Genomic DNA, 16,415 nt, shown 5'->3' with positions numbered 1-16,415 from the left:
AAATGAAAAATAAAAGCGAAAATTTTATTAAAGCTAATTTCTTAGAATGGGAAAATGTTGCCCCGGGCGTAGAAAGAAAAATTCTAGGATACGACGATAAAATAATGATGGTTAAAGTTCGTTTTAAAAAAGATTCTGTCGGCGAGCCGCATAAACATTTTCACAGTCAAACGACTTACGTTGTGTCCGGAAAATTCCAGGTAGAGATAGACGGGATTAAACAAATATTAAGTAGCGGGGACGGATTTTATGTCCCACCCAATGCATTGCACGGCGCCATATGTCTGGAGGACGGTATGCTTATAGATGTGTTCAGTCCGGTACGTGAGGATTTTCTCAAAAAAGGTTAAACAGATAAAAAATATTGAGGTCTACAATGAAAAAAGTAAAAGGCTTACGTTGGTGGATAATAACTCTTATTTGTATCGCTACAATTATTAATTACATAGACAGAAGCACTTTGGCAATAATGTGGCCCAGCATTTCTGAAGATACGGGAATGGATAAAACAGATTACGGCTTGATACTAAACGTGTTTATGATTGCGTATGCGATCGGGCAGTCTGTGTCAGGCAAATTATTCGATAAAGTTGGCACCAGAATCGGATATGTAATTGCCGTAGGAGTCTGGGCGTTATCTTCTTTTGCTCATGCTTTTGCGAGGAATATCTATTCATTTAGCCTTTTTAGAACAACGCTTGGATTGGCGGAAGCCGGAAACTGGCCAGGCGCAGTCAAAAGCAATGCTGAGTGGTTTCCAGTAAAAGAAAGAGCAACTGCACAGGGTTTATTTAATGCCGGCGCTTCAATCGGTTCTGTGATCGCTCCTCCTCTTATCGCTTTGTTATGGGCGAGTTTTGGCTGGCAAACAACCTTTATGATAGTTGGCACTTTCGGATTGATATGGTTGATTCCATGGCTAATTATTAATAAAACATCTCCTGATAAACATCCGTGGTTAAGCGAGGAAGAAAGGACATATATACTTGACGGACAAACTCAAACTGAAAAAAACAATAGTAACGCGAGAGCGCTAAGTATTAAACAAATTTTATCCCACAGAGAATCATGGTCGGTCTTAATATCAAGATTTTTCTTTGAACCTATCTGGTGGCTTTTTGTAGGTTGGATGCCGATATATCTTGCAGACGTATACGGATTCAACGTTAAGGAAATAGGACTCTTTGCCTGGGTGCCTTATGTCGGAGCTGCTATCGGAAGTATAAGCGGCGGATACTTCGCCGGCAAGCTTATCTCTAAGGGTAAATCTGTTAACAGAGCAAGAAAAACAGCTATCTCTATAGGAGCGGTTATTATGTTCCTCGGATTAATAACTACGATTCTTTTTGCCGACACTCCATTAAAATTTGTTGTGATAGTTGCGTTTGTCTTATTCGGTTTTCAGTTTGCAATAGGCAATGTTCAAACTCTGCCAAGCGATCTCTTCAGTGGAAAATCGGTTGGCACTTTGGCGGGGCTAGGCGGCAGCGTGGGGGTTTTTTCTGTAATTGTTATGAATTTTCTTGTCCCTATTATTACTAAAATCTCATATACACCAGTATTTATTATGATAGCAGTATTTGTACCATTCGGTGTATTGGCAATTTATTTCTTTGCAAAAGAAATTAAACCGTTAGAATGATCTTGATTAAATTAAATCTCGGAGAAATTGTCGGTCGTCGGAAAAATGAAGCTAGTTAGCTGTAAATAAGTTTGTGACTGGTTAATATATACACCAAAAGTCTAATTCAGGCTTTTGATACAATACGGTAGTCAAAGAACAATATATAACAGAGCGATTATTGCATAATAAAATATGCTTAGAAAGATTTTTTTAATAATCTTTTTTGTAAGCCACCTAAGTAAAGTATTGGCGGGTAATAAATATGTCGCTCATTCTAAAGACGAATTAAAGGCATATGTGAATTCATTGTTGCCCGGTGATACGCTTGAGCTTGCGAACGGACAATATGAACTTGGGTATATTACTATCGCCGGCATAAATGGCACAGCCGAAGAACCGATAGTTATAAAAAGCCAGGCAGTAGGAGGAGCGGTATTAACAGGCAATTCTTATTTTACATTAAGGAAAATAAGTCATGTTATTTTAAAAGGATTTGATTTCCGTTCGGAAAGCGGGACGGTTATTAAATTAGAAGCGTGTAATCATGTTCGTATTACAAGAAATTTTTTCAGATTAAATGAAACTAAATCGGCTAAATGGATTATCGTGGGTGGTAAATGGGACGAACCGTACGCAACTTCTTCTTATAACCGAATAGATCATAATCTTTTTGAAAATAAAACACAACCGGGCAATTTTATTACCTTGGATGGAACGCCAAAACCAACAAGTATCCCCTCAAAATACGATAGAATCGATCATAACTACTTCAGAAATAATAAACCGAGGGTGGTAAACGAAAAAGAGTCTGTACGATTGGGACAAAGTGAATTAAGCTGGGATAGCGGTTTTACGGTAGTAGAATATAATTTGTTTGAAGAGTGCGACGGCGACCCTGAAATTGTTTCGGTAAAAACATCCGAAGATACTATCAGGTTTAATACTTTTATAAGGTCAAAGGGAACGTTATGCCTCAGACAAACAAAAAATTCCGTGGTATATGGCAACTACTTTTTAGGATACAATGTTGACAGTACGGGCGGTATTCGTATGTATGGATACGGGCATAAAATATATAACAATTATTTTCATGACTTACAGGGGGAAAAATGGGATGCTGCTATTACCATTACAAATGGCGATGTGGAAAACACTTCTACAAGTTATTCTTCCCACATGAGACCCGAAAATATCATAGTATGCTTTAATTCTTTTATTAATGTCGAGCATCCGGTTGAAATAGGTTACACAAACAATGATTCTTATAAAAAGGCTCCCCGGAATATTATGTTCTCTAATAATTTAGTAGTATCAAACGGAACTAATCCAATTATTAAAATCATTTCTAAACCGGAGGGCTTATTACTGGAAAATAATGCTTTCGCTGTTACCGATTCTGTTTATGTAGGAGTGCCTTTTACAAAAAATGAAATAGAATTGATAGACGACCCGTCTTTGGTGATGAATGACGGCGTATATCAAATTAGTGCAAAAAGTCCTACGGTGAATAAGGGAAATAATCATTACCCTTTTGTTAATTACGATATCGAAGGACAACAGAGAGATACTATGCCCGATATAGGAGCCGACGAGTTAAGTATGTTCCCAAAATCCAATTATCTGCTTACTCCTGATAAAGTTGGTCCATATGCCGCCGAGGATGATATAGAGACTTCCGTTAGAGAGTATGATGTACCTAGTCACGATTTTGAACTAATGAATAATTATCCAAATCCCTTCAATTCAACGACAAATATTGTATTTATAGTGAATAAAAAAGGACTATACATATTAAAGATATATGATATACTTGGGAGAGAAGTTGCAAAACTACTAAACAAGGAGCTATTGCCGGGTAAATATACAGTTCAATTTGTAGCTGATAAAATAGCAAGCGGTAAATATTTCTGTAAAATAGAAGGACCAAGCGGGCATAAAATACTAAAAATAGTTTATCTAAAATAATATTTAAAACAGGAGTTAATTAAATGAGCAAGAAAGTAGTAACCTTCGGCGAGATAATGCTTCGTCTTTCTACGCCGGGATACACTCGTTTTGTCCAGGCGCAGAATTTCGACGTAACATTCGGCGGCGGCGAAGCAAACGTAGCTGTATCGTTGTCGAATTACGGATTCGAGTCGTATTTCGTTACAAAATTGCCGAAACACGAAATCGGTCAAAGCGCGGTAAATCATCTGCGCCGTTTCGGGGTTAAAGACGACTACATAGTACGAGGCGGCGATCGTATCGGCATTTATTTTCTGGAAACGGGCGCCAGTCAGAGAGCTTCGAAAGTAATTTACGACAGGGCAAATTCGGCGGTCGCTCTGATGAAAAAGGGGGAAGTCGACTGGAAAAAAGTATTCGAAAACGCCGCCTGGTTTCACTGGACGGGAATAACCCCGGCTCTCGGTAAAAACGCGCAGGAAATTCTCAACGAAGCGTGCGAAACAGCCAAATCGATGGGAGTTACGGTAAGCTGCGATCTCAATTTCCGGGCTAAAATGTGGACTACCGAAGAAGCTCAGGCTGTAATGAAACCGTTGATGAAATATGTAGACGTATGTATTGCAAACGAGGAAGACGCCGAAAAAAGTCTTGGCCTCAAAGCCGATAAGACAAACGTAGAAGCGGGCAAACTCGACGAAGAAGGATATTTTAACGTGGCAAAGAAACTGAAAGAGACATACGGTTTCCAAGCCGTTTCAATTACTCTCAGGGAAAGCTATTCGGCGTCGCGAAACGGCTGGAGCGCATTGTTGCTCGACGACAAAGACTGCAAAGAACCGTACCGCTCGAGAAGATACGACATCGATATTGTCGACCGTGTGGGCGGCGGAGATTCGTTTGCAAGCGGTTTGATTTACGGTCTGCTTACAAAAGAAAACTCAAAGGAGGCTCTTGAATTTGCAGTCGCTGCCTCTTGTTTGAAACATACGATTCCGGGCGATTTTAATCTTGTAAGCGTCGACGAAGTGGAAAAATTAATTAAGAGCGGCGGCTCGGGCAGAGTGGAAAGATAATTCTATCAAATGAATACCAACAGATAGATCTATTATATATTGTGCTAGGAAGTATACATATAGCTCCGATTAATATCGGAGCTTGTACTAATTAAGTGAATTTTCATTGTTGCAGAAGCGATTATCTTATTCAGTGTTGTATAAATCAGACTAATGACTACATTAGGTTAATTGATATGAGTAAATTGGTTTTATTTTCGGAAACAACAAGATAGAAATTTATGACCTCTTGAATGTCGGATAAGATATCCAAAGCTGAAGTAGTTCTGCTAAAAAAATGCCCTAAAAATGCGCTACCACCTTATTAAAACAACTCAAAAACGCACTTTGGGGGCTTCGGATTTCCCTGCTACCCAGGAGGTCGTCCCGCCGGGGCAGGAAGTCTCGTCGGCCCAAAAAAGTCATTCATTGTTTTACTCGGAAAGGGAAAGGCTAATTCCCAGATAATTCTTAATTTTACCTGCCGCAATAAAATTTTTCATTTACAAACTTATACTACGGAGCAAAACTTATGGACAAATCCGCTTTGAAAAAAGCTTACAAGGAATCTAAAAAGCCGATGGGCGTTTATTCGATCAAAAATAATTATAATCATAAATTATACCTCGGCGCGTCGGTCGATCCGGAAGCCAGAATTAACCGGCATAAAGCGGAATTGAGATTCGGCAGCCATAGGAATGCAGAGCTTCAAAATGCCTGGAAAAACGGCGGCGAATCCGCTCTGGAATTCGAAATTCTCGATCTACTCGAACAGAAAGAAGAAGTGGAAAATAATATTGAAGAAGAATTGCGGCTTCTTACGGAGATGTGGATTCAAAAATTGAAAGACGGCGATTATGAGATAATTCTTATTAATTAAGTATGAAAAAGAGACTGCTTAATTTGAGCAGTCTCTTTTTAATTCATCCTTCCAAACCAGTCCTGTTTAACCTTCTCGGCCCGGCTTCAATTACTTCCTTCGAACAGAATTTTTCGTATAATTTAAAATTATCGATGAATCTTGCTGCAAGTGCGTCGTACTTTTTCCAGAATTCTTCTTTATTGCCCCATGAACTTTCGGGATTTAATATTTCCGAAGGCACTCCGGGACAGCTTGTGGGCACTTCGAACCCGAAGAGTTTATCCTTGCGGTAATTAACATTGTCGAGTATGCCGTCGAGAGCCGCATTCAGCAAGTTGCGGGTGTGACGAATCGAAATTCGTTTGCCGACGCCAAATCTGCCTCCGACCCAGCCGGTATTGATTAGCCACACTTTTGCGTTGTGTTTCAGCATTCTTTGCTTGAGCATTTGAGCGTATTCAAACGGATGCCGTACCATAAACGGAGCCCCGAAACACGCGCTGAACGTCAATTCGGGCTCGATTCCGAGTCCGATTTCAGTGCCGGCAATTTTCGAAGTGTAGCCGCTAATAAAATGATATTGCGCCTGTTCCGGAGAAAGTCTCGCTATGGGAGGCAGAACTCCCGTTGCGTCGCAAGTAAGAAATATGATATTCTTCGGATGGGCATGAACGTACCCTTCGGGTATTACATTTGGAATGAATTCTATCGGATACGAAGCGCGGGTGTTTTCCGTAATCGAATCGTCGTCGAGATCTATTGCTCTCGAGACAGGATCGAAAACTACGTTTTCAAGTATTGTGCCGTACCGGTGAGTTGTCGAATAAATCTCCGGTTCGTTTTCAGCAGAGAGTCGTATTACTTTTGCATAGCAGCCGCCTTCGAAATTGAACACGCCTTTTGAACTCCAGCCGTGTTCGTCGTCGCCAATCAATTTCCTGTTGGGGTCGGCGGACAGTGTGGTCTTGCCGGTTCCGCTCAATCCGAAAAACAACGCCGCGTCGTTTTCTTTGCCTACGTTTGCCGAACAATGCATCGGCAGAACATCCCGGAAAGTTAACAGGTAATTGAGCACCGTAAAGACCGATTTTTTAATTTCGCCCGCGTAGAGAGTGTTTGCGATAATCGCCATCTTGGCGCCGAAATTCAATATTATTCCCGTCTCCGATCTCGTTCCGTCGATTACGGGATTTAGTTTGAATCCGGGCACGGCTATAATTGTAAATTCCGGTACGAATTTTTTCAATTCGTCTTTATTATCGATTGTAATAAACATATTTCTTGCAAACAAACTATGCCATGCCTTCTCGGTTATTATTCTTACGGGCATTCGATATTCGGGATCCGCGCCGGCATATACATCCTGAACGAACAACTCTTCGCCCTGAGCCCATGCCTGCAGACGTCCAAACAGTTCGTTGAATTTAGCCTGACTGTATGGCCTGTTATAGATTCCCCACCAGATATTATTTCCCGTTGATTCTTCCTGAACAATATATTTATCCGCTGCGGCTCGCGCTGTGTGTTTTCCCGTATTTACGAGCAGCGGACCGCCTTTGATTATTTTGCCTTCGTTACGGAAGATTGCTTCTTCATAGAGAGCTTCTTCCGGCAAATTCCAGTATACTCTGTCGAGATACGTCAGTCCCTGATGTTTTAATCTGAAATCCGACGCTAATTCCATCGCTTCTTTCGAAGCGGGGGTATTGAATTCGAGGTATTTGCTCATAACCAGTCCCTCACTAATTTTCTGTCGCCGATATAAAGTTCGTTAGGAGCGTTCGGATCGATTGCCCATTTTATTCTTTCGACTCCTTCCTGAATTTCTTTCATCGAACCCGCAAAACTAAGACGAATAAATCCTTCCATTCCGAATTCAACTCCGGGCACGGTCAACACCATAACTTTGTCGACCAATAACTGAGAGAGTTTATGAGAGCTTTTTTCGTATGCGCTGAAATCGACAAAACAGTAAAATGTTCCATCGGGCACAAAAACTTTTGCGCCTTCCATTGAGCGCAGCAAGTCGACCATTACGTTGCGATTGTTTTCCAGAGTCGCTCTGAGATTTTCCACACTCGATTGAATTCCGTTCAGAGCTCCCACTGCGGCGCGCTGCAAAACAACAGATGGCCCTCCCGATTGGTGGCTCTGTATATTCGTCATTGCTTCGATAAGTTTTTTGTTTGCCACAGCCCAGCCTATCCGAAAACCCGTCATTGCATATTGTTTCGACACTCCGTTGATAATTATCATTTTCGAGTTTTCGTCTTTCTTTTTTGCATACATCCAGGGATTAATCGGTTTCCTGCCGTCGAAAATCAAACGATGATAAATATCGTCCATTATTAAATAGAGGTCGCGTCGCTCGCAAAAATCGACAATGTCGGCAATAAATTCTTCCGAGTAAACGGCTCCGGAAGGATTATTTGGACTGTTGATTATAATTGCTTTCGTATAACTGCCTACCTTCCTTTCGATATCCTGAATTCTGGGATAAAAAGCGCCGTCTTCGGGCGGAACGGGAACTCCGATGCCGCCGCACAATTTTGCCATTTCGGGATAACTTACCCAATAAGGCGCGGGATATAAAACTTCCTCCTGAGGATTGAGAATTGTTTGAAGCGCTACCATTATTGCCTGTTTTGCTCCGCCCGAAACAATTATGTTCTCGGGTTCGACTTTCCGGTCGTAGAATTCCTCGGTATAACGGATAATTGCCTTCTTCAAGTCGGGTATCCCGTCCGGAGGAGTATAACGAACCTCGCCGCTGTTGAGAATTTGAACTGCGGCTAGTATCGAATCGAGAGGCGCGCGGCTGCGCGGTTCGCCCACGCTGAAGTTGATTACCGGTTCCCCTTTCTGGCGCAGTATTTGCGCTTTTTCGTTTAAAGCTAATGTGGGGGACGCCGATATGCTTTTGGCTATTAGACTCAGACTCATATTAGTACCTTAATGATTGGTTTGATTGGATGGGATTTATATGAAATGAAAAAATATATTTGCGACTGCGCATTTAACACGCTCGTATTTTTAGAATTTTTGATTCTAATTTTTATGCGAAATTCTGTTTTGCAGATTCCGCAGACAATAAAGGGGATGTTTTGCATCCCCCGTCTTTTAATGCCAATTGTGCTTTTTTACACTGAGGAAAAATAATAAATAAAGCGAGAATGGCAAAGAATAACCGGAACGTGATTTTGCTTTTACGACAAACGGTTTATCGGATGAATTTAATCTCCCTGATTATGCCTTTGAACCAAGATTTTTTGTTTTGTCTTACTCCTATTGAAATCGTACCGTTGTCGCCGATCGGCTCGAAATCGATTTTCCCTCTCATCCCCTCTCGACCGTTAACAGAATGCTTCATAATACCTTTCGTGTAAGACAGCGCCGCTTTGTACCATTTGCCCGCTTCGTGCCAAATTGAAGTATCGATTAGCGTGCATTTCGAATCCCCGTTTTTAATAAAGGTGTCGAGCGTCCATCTGTTTTTCTTCAAACGGAGTTCGATTAAAATCCTTCTTGAATCGTCGCTGTTTTTGATATGGATAAAACGCTGTTCGTAATTAGAAATGTCCGACGACGAATCCGGCCGGAAAAAAACTTCGATCGTAAAACTGTCCGCATTGCCGAGCGGATTGGCGTTGACCAAGATTCCGTCGTCGACTCCGTCGAAAATGAGAGCCTCTCCGTATTCAGTGTTTATTACGGAAGGGCGATCTGTAAGATACGAAGTTTTGAAATTCCCGACAGTATCCGGATTATTAAGTTTCCAGACCAGAGTGTCCTGAGCAGGAATGAGCGTATAGCCCAAGAATAAAATTAGCAGGCAATAGTTTTTGTTCATTTTAATAAATAGCTAAGTTTAATGAACGCAAGATACTTTTTTTATTAAAAAAGCGCAGAGGCTTTCTTTGTTATGGAACTATTTCTACGTAATATGGATTTATACACTAAAAAAAGGGAATAAAGTTGAACATTGAATGCAGAACAAAAGTATCGGAATTGTTAGCCGAAAGATACAGTCCATACGATTTTTCCGGCGAAGAGGTCCCATCGGAAGATATAAAAGCGCTGCTCGAAGCTGCGCGCCTGGCTCCTTCGTCATACAATGAACAACCGTGGAAATTTTATGTCGGTTTCAAAGGCGATAACATATACAATTCCTTGCTCGACTCGCTTTTCGACAGCAATAAAACGTGGGCGGCAAAAGCTCCCGTTCTGTTAGGAGTTACCGGAAGGACGAACCTTTCTCTCAACGGCAAGAAGAATAATTATACTGAATACGATGTCGGTCAGGCAGTCGCATTTTTAACATTGGAAGCGACGGAGCGCGAAATTTATTTGCATCAAATGGGCGGATTCGACAGGAATAAATTTAGCGACAGTTTTAATCTCAACGAAGAAGAAAAACCCGTTATAGTCATTGCCCTCGGTTATAAAGACGAAAACAACCCGCGAAGAAAAGGCAGAAAAGAATTAAAAGAAATAGTGGTTGCGGAAAAAAATATTTTTTGAACGCAATTGATCGGACCCGGGGTTCGCATACAACGCAAATAATATAGTTGATAAACGCTGCCTTATTAATTAAATTGGCGCTTAAAAAAAAGGACGTTAATTGAGAGCTGTAATTCCGGCAGCGGGTTTCGGAACACGATTAAAACCTCACACGCATTCGCTTCCAAAAGTTATGCTCAATGTAGGCGGAAAGCCTATCATAGGTCATATCGTCGACAAACTAATTCAGGAAGGCATCAATAAAGCCACGTTTATTATCGGCTACATGGGCGAAAAAATTGTCGATTATATCAAAAACGAATATCCTCTGGTCGACGCTAGATTCGTTGAACAGGAAGAATTGCTCGGATTGGGACACGCAGTTTATGTGGCGCTGAAAGACGACGTTGACGATGAAATATTCATTATTCTTGGCGACACAATTTTCGACTTCGATTTGAAAAAGGGATTCCAGAAAAACACAACAGCTCTCGGAGTAAAACAGGTCGAAGATCCGTCGCGTTTCGGCGTGGCTGTTTGCGAAAACGATACGATTGTCAAACTCATAGAAAAACCGCAAACGCCCGTATCTAAACTGGCTCTCGTCGGATTGTATTACATTAAAAACACTTCGCTGCTGAAAGAATGCTTAACGGAATTAATCGAAAAAAACATTCGCACCAGGGGCGAATACCAATTAACCGACGCGCTGCAGTTGATGATCGACAAAGGCGAGATTATAAAAACGTTTGACGTCGAAGGCTGGTACGACTGCGGCAAACCCGAAACTCTTTTGGAGACGAATCGATTTCTTCTTTCGAAAAACGGAACGCATAAAAAATTTGATAATGTCGTCGTAATCGAACCGGTTTATATCGACGACAAAGCCGAAGTTATTAATTCCGTGATAGGACCTTATACGACTATTTCAAAAGGCTGCAAAATTACCGACTCGATAATCAGGAATTCGATTATAAGCGAAGGCGCATTAATTGACAAAAGCATGCTCGAGAACTCAATAATCGGCAGTAATGCAATCGTCAAAGGAAATTTTAAAAAATTGAATACCGGCGATTCATCCGAAATTGAATATTATTAATAAAAATAAAACAGAGGTATAAATGTCATACTTATTCACATCCGAATCCGTTTCCGAAGGGCATCCGGATAAAGTGTGCGATGCAATATCGGACGGAGTTCTAGACGCTGTAATGAAGAATGATCCGAACGGAAGGGTAGCGTGCGAAACTTTTGTTACGACCGGACTGGTGGTCGTCGGCGGAGAAATTACTACCGACGCTTACATCGATATCGAAGACATTGTAAGATCGACAATAAGAAATATCGGTTATACAAAAGCCGAATATAAATTCGACGCGGAATCGTGCGGCGTTATTAACGCAATCCATTCGCAGTCGCCCGATATCGCTATGGGAGTAAACAAAGGAGGCGCCGGCGACCAGGGAATTATGTTCGGATACGCCTGCGATCAAACTCCGGAGTTTATGCCGATGCCTTTGATGTTTGCACATAAACTCGTTAAACGTCTTGCCGACGTAAGAAAAAATTCGCCCGGCGAAATGCCTTATCTTAGACCCGACTCCAAATCGCAGGTGACAATAGAATTCGAAGACGACGGCGCTCCCAAAAGAGTGGACGCCGTTGTAATTTCGACTCAACACGATCCCGGCGTTAGCCAGAAAAAAATCAAAGCTGACGTAATTGATAATATCGTTAAGAAAGTTATTCCCGCAGAACTGCTCGACAAAAAGACCAAGTATTACGTCAATCCTACGGGGCGATTTGAAATCGGCGGACCTCACGGCGACACCGGCTTGACCGGCAGAAAAATAATCGTTGACACATACGGCGGATGGGCTCCTCACGGAGGCGGAGCTTTCTCGGGAAAAGACCCGTCGAAAGTCGACAGAAGCGCCACTTATGCCGCTAGACATATCGCTAAGAATATAGTCGCCGCGGGACTTGCCAAAGAATGTCTCTTTCAGATTGCATATGCAATCGGAGTCAAAGAACCCGTTTCCGTCTATGTCAATACTAACGGCACGGGAGTTATTCCGGATAAGCAATTGGCAAAGTTGATTAAGAAGGAAATCGACCTTACTCCGAACGGCATAATCGAACGTTTGAAATTGAGAAGACCGATTTATCAAAAGACTGCAGCTTACGGTCATTTCGGAAGAAACGAAAAAGAATTTACTTGGGAAAAACTCGATCTGGTATCAACACTAAAAAAACTCGTTAAATAAGGAGCAATATTTATGGATTTCAAAGAAGGTAAGTATAAAGTACGCGATATTAAATTAGCCGCCGAAGGCAGAAAAAAAATCGAATGGGCGGAATCGAGAATGCCCGTTATGATGGAGCTTAGAGAAAAGTATTCGAAGACCAAGCCGTTGAAAGGATTCAAAATTGCCGGATGTCTCCACGTTACGAAAGAGACTGCGGTTCTTGTTGAAACATTGAAAGCTGCCGGCGCAAAAGTAAGCTGGAGCGGATGCAATCCGCTTTCGACACAGGACGAAATTGCCGCCGCCCTTGCAAAAAACGGCATCGAAATTTATGCATGGCACGGTCAGAACGTTAAGGAATTCTACTGGTCGATCGAACAAACATTAAGAATGAAACCCAATCTTACGCTCGACGACGGAGCCGATCTGATTTTTACGGTTCACAATAAATATCCCGAACTGGCAAAAAATATTATCGGCGGAACCGAAGAGACGACTACCGGCGTTCACAGACTGCGCGCAATGGCCGCCGCAAAGAAACTGCTTTATCCCGTTATCGCCGTCAACGACGCCGAAACGAAGTGGGATTTCGACAATGTCTACGGAACGGGTCAATCTTCCATCGACGGCATATTAAGAGCCACCTCTGTATTGCTTGCCGGCAAGAATTTCGTTGTCGCCGGATACGGTCACTGCGGACGGGGCGTAGCTATGAGAGCCGCCGGAATGGGCGCCAACGTGATTGTTACGGAAGTTAAGCCGACGGCAGCTCTGAAAGCCGCTCTCGAAGGCTTCCGGGTTATGCCGATGGACGAAGCCGCTAAAATCGGAGATATATTTATTACCGCGACCGGCGTTAAGGACGTTATTGTTTCGAAGCATTTCAAAAGTATGAAAGACGGAGCGATCGTCTGCAATACCGGACATTACGACTGCGAAATCAATATTCCGCATCTTGAGAAACTTAAAAAATCCAAAAGAACCGTGCGACCGAATAACGAAGAATATACGCTCAAAAACGGAAGGCGCATCTATTTGCTGGCGCAGGGCAGACTGGTAAACCTCGCCGCAGCCGAAGGTCATCCTTCCGAAGTTATGGATATGTCGTTTGCAAACCAGTTCATGTCGCAGCTCCGTTTGGCCGAAGTAAAAATGAAAGGCATTAAACTTGAACCTGATGTAATCGATATTCCTGAAGAACAGGATCAGGAAATTGCAATGATTAAGTTGAAAACGATGGGTTACAAAATAGACAAACTGACCAGAGAACAGGTTAAGTATATCAACGATTACAGCGCCGGAACGTAATCAAGGCGATTGATTTATAGTTAATAGTAATTGGTTTTTGAAAGCCCGCATAAGCGGGCTTTCTGATTTCTCAGTATGCAAAACCGTTGATTACGGGAGCTGTGAAATTTTTCCCTTTCTTTTTGAGCAGAGTAAAAAGGTAATAAAGAAGTGTTTTAATGTCGGCAGGTTTTGTAAGATACATATCGCATCCGGCGTTGAGAGCGTTAATTCTGTCGCGGTTCATTGCAAATGTTGTATAGCATAGAATAGGTATCTGCGCGTAAGTTTCGTTGTTTTTTAATTCCTGAATTAATTGAACGCCGTCTTTGTTGCCTTTTAATGCGATCTCCATCAGTATTATGTCGTAATTGTTTTGTGAAAGAAGTTCATAAAGTTCTTCCGCTGATTCGCACGTATCGGGCGCGAAATATTTTTTTAGATAGAGCTTCAGAAAATGTCTGTTGTCCTGGTCTCCCTCTGCAATTAAAATCCTAGGTTTTTTTACTTCTTGTTCTTCCATAACTGTTACCCTCAAAAATAACCGTGAAAACCGAGCCGGTACCCAACTCGCTCTTCACTTCGATTTTGGCGTTATTAACGTCCAAAAGATTTTTAACTAGCGCCAGACCCAAGCCGGCACCTTCGAAAGGCTTGGAGTATGACATGTTTGCCTGCGAAAACGGAGTGAATAATTTTTCAATATATTCGGGAGGCATTCCTATGCCGTTGTCTTTTACGTCGACATAGAAATAATCGTCATCCCTGCGCAGTATAATATCCACGTTTCCGTTTTCGGAATATTTTATGGCGTTGTCGATCAAATGGGAAAAAATCTGATTAACCGAATAATGATCCGCGGTTATAAAAGTATCTTCCGTAAGCGGAACAACTCTGAGCGCAACCCGTTTTTCTTCGGCGTAAGTGGCGAATTCATTTGACAACGATTTTATAATCGGCAGCGCGTCAATCCGTTCAAAGCGTATATTGAACGTGCCCGTTTGAATTTGCGACATATTCAACAACAAGTCGAATGTGCGATAGAGCCGTTTGCTGTTGTTGATAATCGAAAGGTAGATTTCTTTCATGTCGGGGTCGTTGCTGCTTTTGGCTTCTTCGAGCAGCATATTGGAAAAGCCGATAATAACGTTCAACGGAGAACGCACCTCGTGCGATATTTGCGACAGGAAAAATTCTTTTAATTTTTGCGACTCTTCGGCTTTACGCAGCGCTTCCTGGAGTTCTTTTTCCGACCGCTTAAGCTCGGTTATGTCTCGTCCGTATATCTGGCAAATTTCGAGACTCGAAATACCGCTTATCTTGAATTGGAAAAAATTCTGATTGATTTGAGTAGTATAATTAATCGTTATGTCCCGCTTGATCATTTCGTAAATGTCGAGGTCTTTCGTAAACGGGAGGACTTCGGAGATTTTCGTGCCGAGCAGAACTTTGAAAGGAAAGACCTTATGAGCGGCGTCGTTTGCCAGTATTATATTGCTTGCTTTATCCACGCGGAATACCGGGTCGGGGGCAAGACTCGCAAAGAGAGCCATCAATTCCGCCTGACGCAGCTGCATCGTCTTTTCTTCTTTTTCGTGGCGTTTCCGCATAGGGAGAATTACGTACCAGAAAAACATAAAAGACACCACGAGTATTACAGCTATCAGGAGAATTGCGTAAAAATACGGATTCTCAGCGCTGAATAACGACCCGGGCTCTATCTCCTCTAACGATCGAAAAGAAGAGTCCAAAGGAGATTTGGAAGATACTTGTAATAATAAAGTAAGCGGTTGCATTTGTAAATCCGAAAGCCACATTTAAATATTTGAGTATGGTTGTGAATTCGTAAAAGATAACTATTAAAAGAAAAATATCGAGCTCGCTCTTAAAAGAGAAACGGATAATAAATTCCTTCAGAAAAAGGAATACAATAAGAAAATGGAGAATCCCAACCGCAAGCTGGGATTGCTCCATTATTAATGTTAGTATAAATGTAAAAGACGATATTGTAAGAGTTACAGGAAAATAGAATTTTTCGTTCGCGTTGTCTTTCCTGTATACGGAGAAAAACAACAATAAAGAAATAAACGGGTAATAAAAATGAATATTACTGCTTAACACATAATTTTTTAAAAACATCGATACTGGATCAGCCAGCGCCAGTATAAGAAAAAAGTAAAAGTATTTGGTCTACCATTGACGTACGGGTGGAAAGAGCCAAATTACGATACTTGTATAAAAGAGTATTTTAAATATTTCAATCTTGTTCATGGAATTTACTTAATTATGGATCTACACAATATGGCGGACAATCAGCAGACAATTCCAGCGTGCTTACCGAGTTGCTTAAAGTCAATATTGCATTTGACGAGAAGGAACCTGAAGTGCGTCTGCCGCCTCCCCATTCGGCGCCTCTTATTTCTATCTCGATGACGGAATCGTTTGTGCTGTTGAGAAATTCTTCAACAGCTTCCTTGCTGAAGACGAAACCTTTTTCGCCCGGGTCCAACGTAACGTTATCGTCGAGCAGCGGTTTTCTTCTGCTGTTGAACATTAACGGTCTTTTGCCCTTGATTGCAAATAGAACGTATTTATCAACACGCGAAAGAGCGGCTTTGATGATGTCTTTCTTGACTTTTACCGAAAAGACCACGTTGCCGAAAAGCTGATTGGCTTCTTCTTTACCGAAGATTTTTCCGAAACGCACGTTGCGATCCTGCGCCACGGTTAAAGAAGAGAATAAGATTACCATAAAGGAAATCATCAGTGTGATACTGAGAGTTTTTTTCATACATACCCCCTTTTTAGGCTTTTCATTGTTTCTCGCAGATTAATGGAAAAATTCAATTAAAAATATTGATAAAGTTAGTAAATTCATAATAAAAAAAATC

The 16,415-nt window shown here is 41.7% G+C and carries 16 protein-coding genes; 9 read left to right on the top strand and 7 right to left on the bottom strand.

Going from position 1 to position 16,415, the window contains the following annotated elements:
- Positions 1–2: 2 nt before the first annotated feature.
- From ACSSWA_RS12215 to ACSSWA_RS12195, 5 genes are all read left to right on the top strand, one after another.
- Positions 3–350 carry a cupin domain-containing protein gene (locus ACSSWA_RS12215; protein WP_014856039.1) on the top strand — a complete coding sequence of 116 codons (348 nt, stop codon included), beginning with the start codon at positions 3–5 and terminating at the stop codon, positions 348–350.
- A 26-nt stretch (positions 351–376) separates the two neighbouring features.
- A complete protein-coding gene (locus tag ACSSWA_RS12210; protein ID WP_014856040.1) occupies positions 377–1,642 on the top strand; it encodes an MFS transporter in 1,266 nt (421 codons plus the stop codon).
- Positions 1,643–1,816: 174 nt separating this feature from the next.
- Entirely contained in the window at positions 1,817–3,589 is a 1,773-nt protein-coding gene (locus ACSSWA_RS12205; RefSeq protein ID WP_014856041.1) for a chondroitinase-B domain-containing protein, read from the top strand.
- A gap of 23 nt (positions 3,590–3,612) precedes the next feature.
- On the top strand, positions 3,613–4,647 hold the full coding sequence (locus tag ACSSWA_RS12200) for a sugar kinase (protein ID WP_014855759.1): 1,035 nt from the start codon (positions 3,613–3,615) through the stop codon (positions 4,645–4,647).
- Between the two features lie 511 nt (positions 4,648–5,158).
- Entirely contained in the window at positions 5,159–5,506 is a 348-nt protein-coding gene (locus ACSSWA_RS12195) for a GIY-YIG nuclease family protein (protein WP_014856042.1), read from the top strand.
- 43 nt (positions 5,507–5,549) lie between these two features.
- Here the strand turns inward: ACSSWA_RS12195 and pckA are convergent, their stop codons facing one another.
- From pckA to ACSSWA_RS12180, 3 genes are all read right to left on the bottom strand, one after another.
- The gene (pckA, locus tag ACSSWA_RS12190; protein WP_014856043.1) at positions 5,550–7,217 is read right to left on the bottom strand and encodes a phosphoenolpyruvate carboxykinase (ATP); all 1,668 of its coding nucleotides are present in this window, start codon (positions 7,215–7,217) and stop codon (positions 5,550–5,552) included.
- Positions 7,214–8,431, bottom strand: coding sequence for a pyridoxal phosphate-dependent aminotransferase (locus tag ACSSWA_RS12185; protein ID WP_422882166.1), 1,218 nt, complete (start codon positions 8,429–8,431; stop codon positions 7,214–7,216). The genes pckA and ACSSWA_RS12185 overlap by 4 nt, the downstream gene beginning before the upstream one ends.
- A gap of 277 nt (positions 8,432–8,708) precedes the next feature.
- The gene (locus tag ACSSWA_RS12180) at positions 8,709–9,338 is read right to left on the bottom strand and encodes a lipoprotein (RefSeq protein ID WP_014856045.1); all 630 of its coding nucleotides are present in this window, start codon (positions 9,336–9,338) and stop codon (positions 8,709–8,711) included.
- A 125-nt stretch (positions 9,339–9,463) separates the two neighbouring features.
- Between ACSSWA_RS12180 and ACSSWA_RS12175 the strand changes: the two genes are divergently transcribed.
- The 4 genes from ACSSWA_RS12175 (at position 9,464) to ACSSWA_RS12160 (ending at position 13,545) form a co-directional block, all read left to right on the top strand.
- The gene (locus ACSSWA_RS12175; RefSeq protein ID WP_437356853.1) at positions 9,464–10,009 is read left to right on the top strand and encodes a nitroreductase family protein; all 546 of its coding nucleotides are present in this window, start codon (positions 9,464–9,466) and stop codon (positions 10,007–10,009) included.
- Between the two features lie 100 nt (positions 10,010–10,109).
- Positions 10,110–11,087 (top strand): sugar phosphate nucleotidyltransferase, encoded by a 978-nt coding sequence (locus tag ACSSWA_RS12170; protein ID WP_437356852.1) that lies wholly within the window; start codon positions 10,110–10,112, stop codon positions 11,085–11,087.
- A gap of 22 nt (positions 11,088–11,109) precedes the next feature.
- On the top strand, positions 11,110–12,255 hold the full coding sequence (gene metK / locus ACSSWA_RS12165) for a methionine adenosyltransferase (protein WP_437356851.1): 1,146 nt from the start codon (positions 11,110–11,112) through the stop codon (positions 12,253–12,255).
- A 12-nt stretch (positions 12,256–12,267) separates the two neighbouring features.
- A complete protein-coding gene (locus tag ACSSWA_RS12160; RefSeq protein WP_437356850.1) occupies positions 12,268–13,545 on the top strand; it encodes an adenosylhomocysteinase in 1,278 nt (425 codons plus the stop codon).
- Between the two features lie 70 nt (positions 13,546–13,615).
- On the opposite strand, the gene ACSSWA_RS12155 is transcribed toward ACSSWA_RS12160, so the two are convergent.
- From ACSSWA_RS12155 to ACSSWA_RS12140, 4 genes are all read right to left on the bottom strand, one after another.
- Positions 13,616–14,047: a response regulator gene (locus tag ACSSWA_RS12155; protein ID WP_437356849.1), complete on the bottom strand. Its 432-nt coding sequence runs from the start codon at positions 14,045–14,047 to the stop codon at positions 13,616–13,618.
- A complete protein-coding gene (locus tag ACSSWA_RS12150) occupies positions 14,019–15,161 on the bottom strand; it encodes an ATP-binding protein (RefSeq protein WP_437356848.1) in 1,143 nt (380 codons plus the stop codon). Before ACSSWA_RS12150 ends, ACSSWA_RS12155 begins: the two co-directional genes overlap by 29 nt.
- 55 nt (positions 15,162–15,216) lie before the next feature.
- Complete coding sequence (locus tag ACSSWA_RS12145; RefSeq protein ID WP_437356847.1) at positions 15,217–15,663, bottom strand: hypothetical protein; 447 nt, start codon at positions 15,661–15,663, stop codon at positions 15,217–15,219.
- Positions 15,664–15,808: 145 nt separating this feature from the next.
- The gene (locus ACSSWA_RS12140; protein WP_437356846.1) at positions 15,809–16,315 is read right to left on the bottom strand and encodes a hypothetical protein; all 507 of its coding nucleotides are present in this window, start codon (positions 16,313–16,315) and stop codon (positions 15,809–15,811) included.
- Between the last annotated feature and the right edge of the window lie 100 nt (positions 16,316–16,415).

The organism is Melioribacter sp. Ez-97, from assembly GCF_051488665.1.
Taxonomy (GTDB): domain Bacteria; phylum Bacteroidota; class Ignavibacteria; order Ignavibacteriales; family Melioribacteraceae; genus Melioribacter.
The sequence above is the reverse complement of the archived record's forward strand: the minus strand, read 5'-3'. Positions and strand labels throughout refer to the sequence as shown.

Coding starts and splice junctions, on each gene's coding strand:
- ACSSWA_RS12215 (WP_014856039.1), top strand. CDS start 3: ATGAAAAATAAAAGCGAAAATTTTATTAAAGCTAATTTCTTAGAATGG.
- ACSSWA_RS12210 (WP_014856040.1), top strand. CDS start 377: ATGAAAAAAGTAAAAGGCTTACGTTGGTGGATAATAACTCTTATTTGT.
- ACSSWA_RS12205 (WP_014856041.1), top strand. CDS start 1,817: ATGCTTAGAAAGATTTTTTTAATAATCTTTTTTGTAAGCCACCTAAGT.
- ACSSWA_RS12200 (WP_014855759.1), top strand. CDS start 3,613: ATGAGCAAGAAAGTAGTAACCTTCGGCGAGATAATGCTTCGTCTTTCT.
- ACSSWA_RS12195 (WP_014856042.1), top strand. CDS start 5,159: ATGGACAAATCCGCTTTGAAAAAAGCTTACAAGGAATCTAAAAAGCCG.
- pckA (WP_014856043.1), bottom strand. CDS start 7,217: ATGAGCAAATACCTCGAATTCAATACCCCCGCTTCGAAAGAAGCGATG.
- ACSSWA_RS12185 (WP_422882166.1), bottom strand. CDS start 8,431: ATGAGTCTGAGTCTAATAGCCAAAAGCATATCGGCGTCCCCCACATTA.
- ACSSWA_RS12180 (WP_014856045.1), bottom strand. CDS start 9,338: ATGAACAAAAACTATTGCCTGCTAATTTTATTCTTGGGCTATACGCTC.
- metK (WP_437356851.1), top strand. CDS start 11,110: ATGTCATACTTATTCACATCCGAATCCGTTTCCGAAGGGCATCCGGAT.
- ACSSWA_RS12160 (WP_437356850.1), top strand. CDS start 12,268: ATGGATTTCAAAGAAGGTAAGTATAAAGTACGCGATATTAAATTAGCC.
- ACSSWA_RS12155 (WP_437356849.1), bottom strand. CDS start 14,047: ATGGAAGAACAAGAAGTAAAAAAACCTAGGATTTTAATTGCAGAGGGA.
- ACSSWA_RS12150 (WP_437356848.1), bottom strand. CDS start 15,161: ATGTTTTTCTGGTACGTAATTCTCCCTATGCGGAAACGCCACGAAAAA.
- ACSSWA_RS12145 (WP_437356847.1), bottom strand. CDS start 15,663: ATGTTTTTAAAAAATTATGTGTTAAGCAGTAATATTCATTTTTATTAC.
- ACSSWA_RS12140 (WP_437356846.1), bottom strand. CDS start 16,315: ATGAAAAAAACTCTCAGTATCACACTGATGATTTCCTTTATGGTAATC.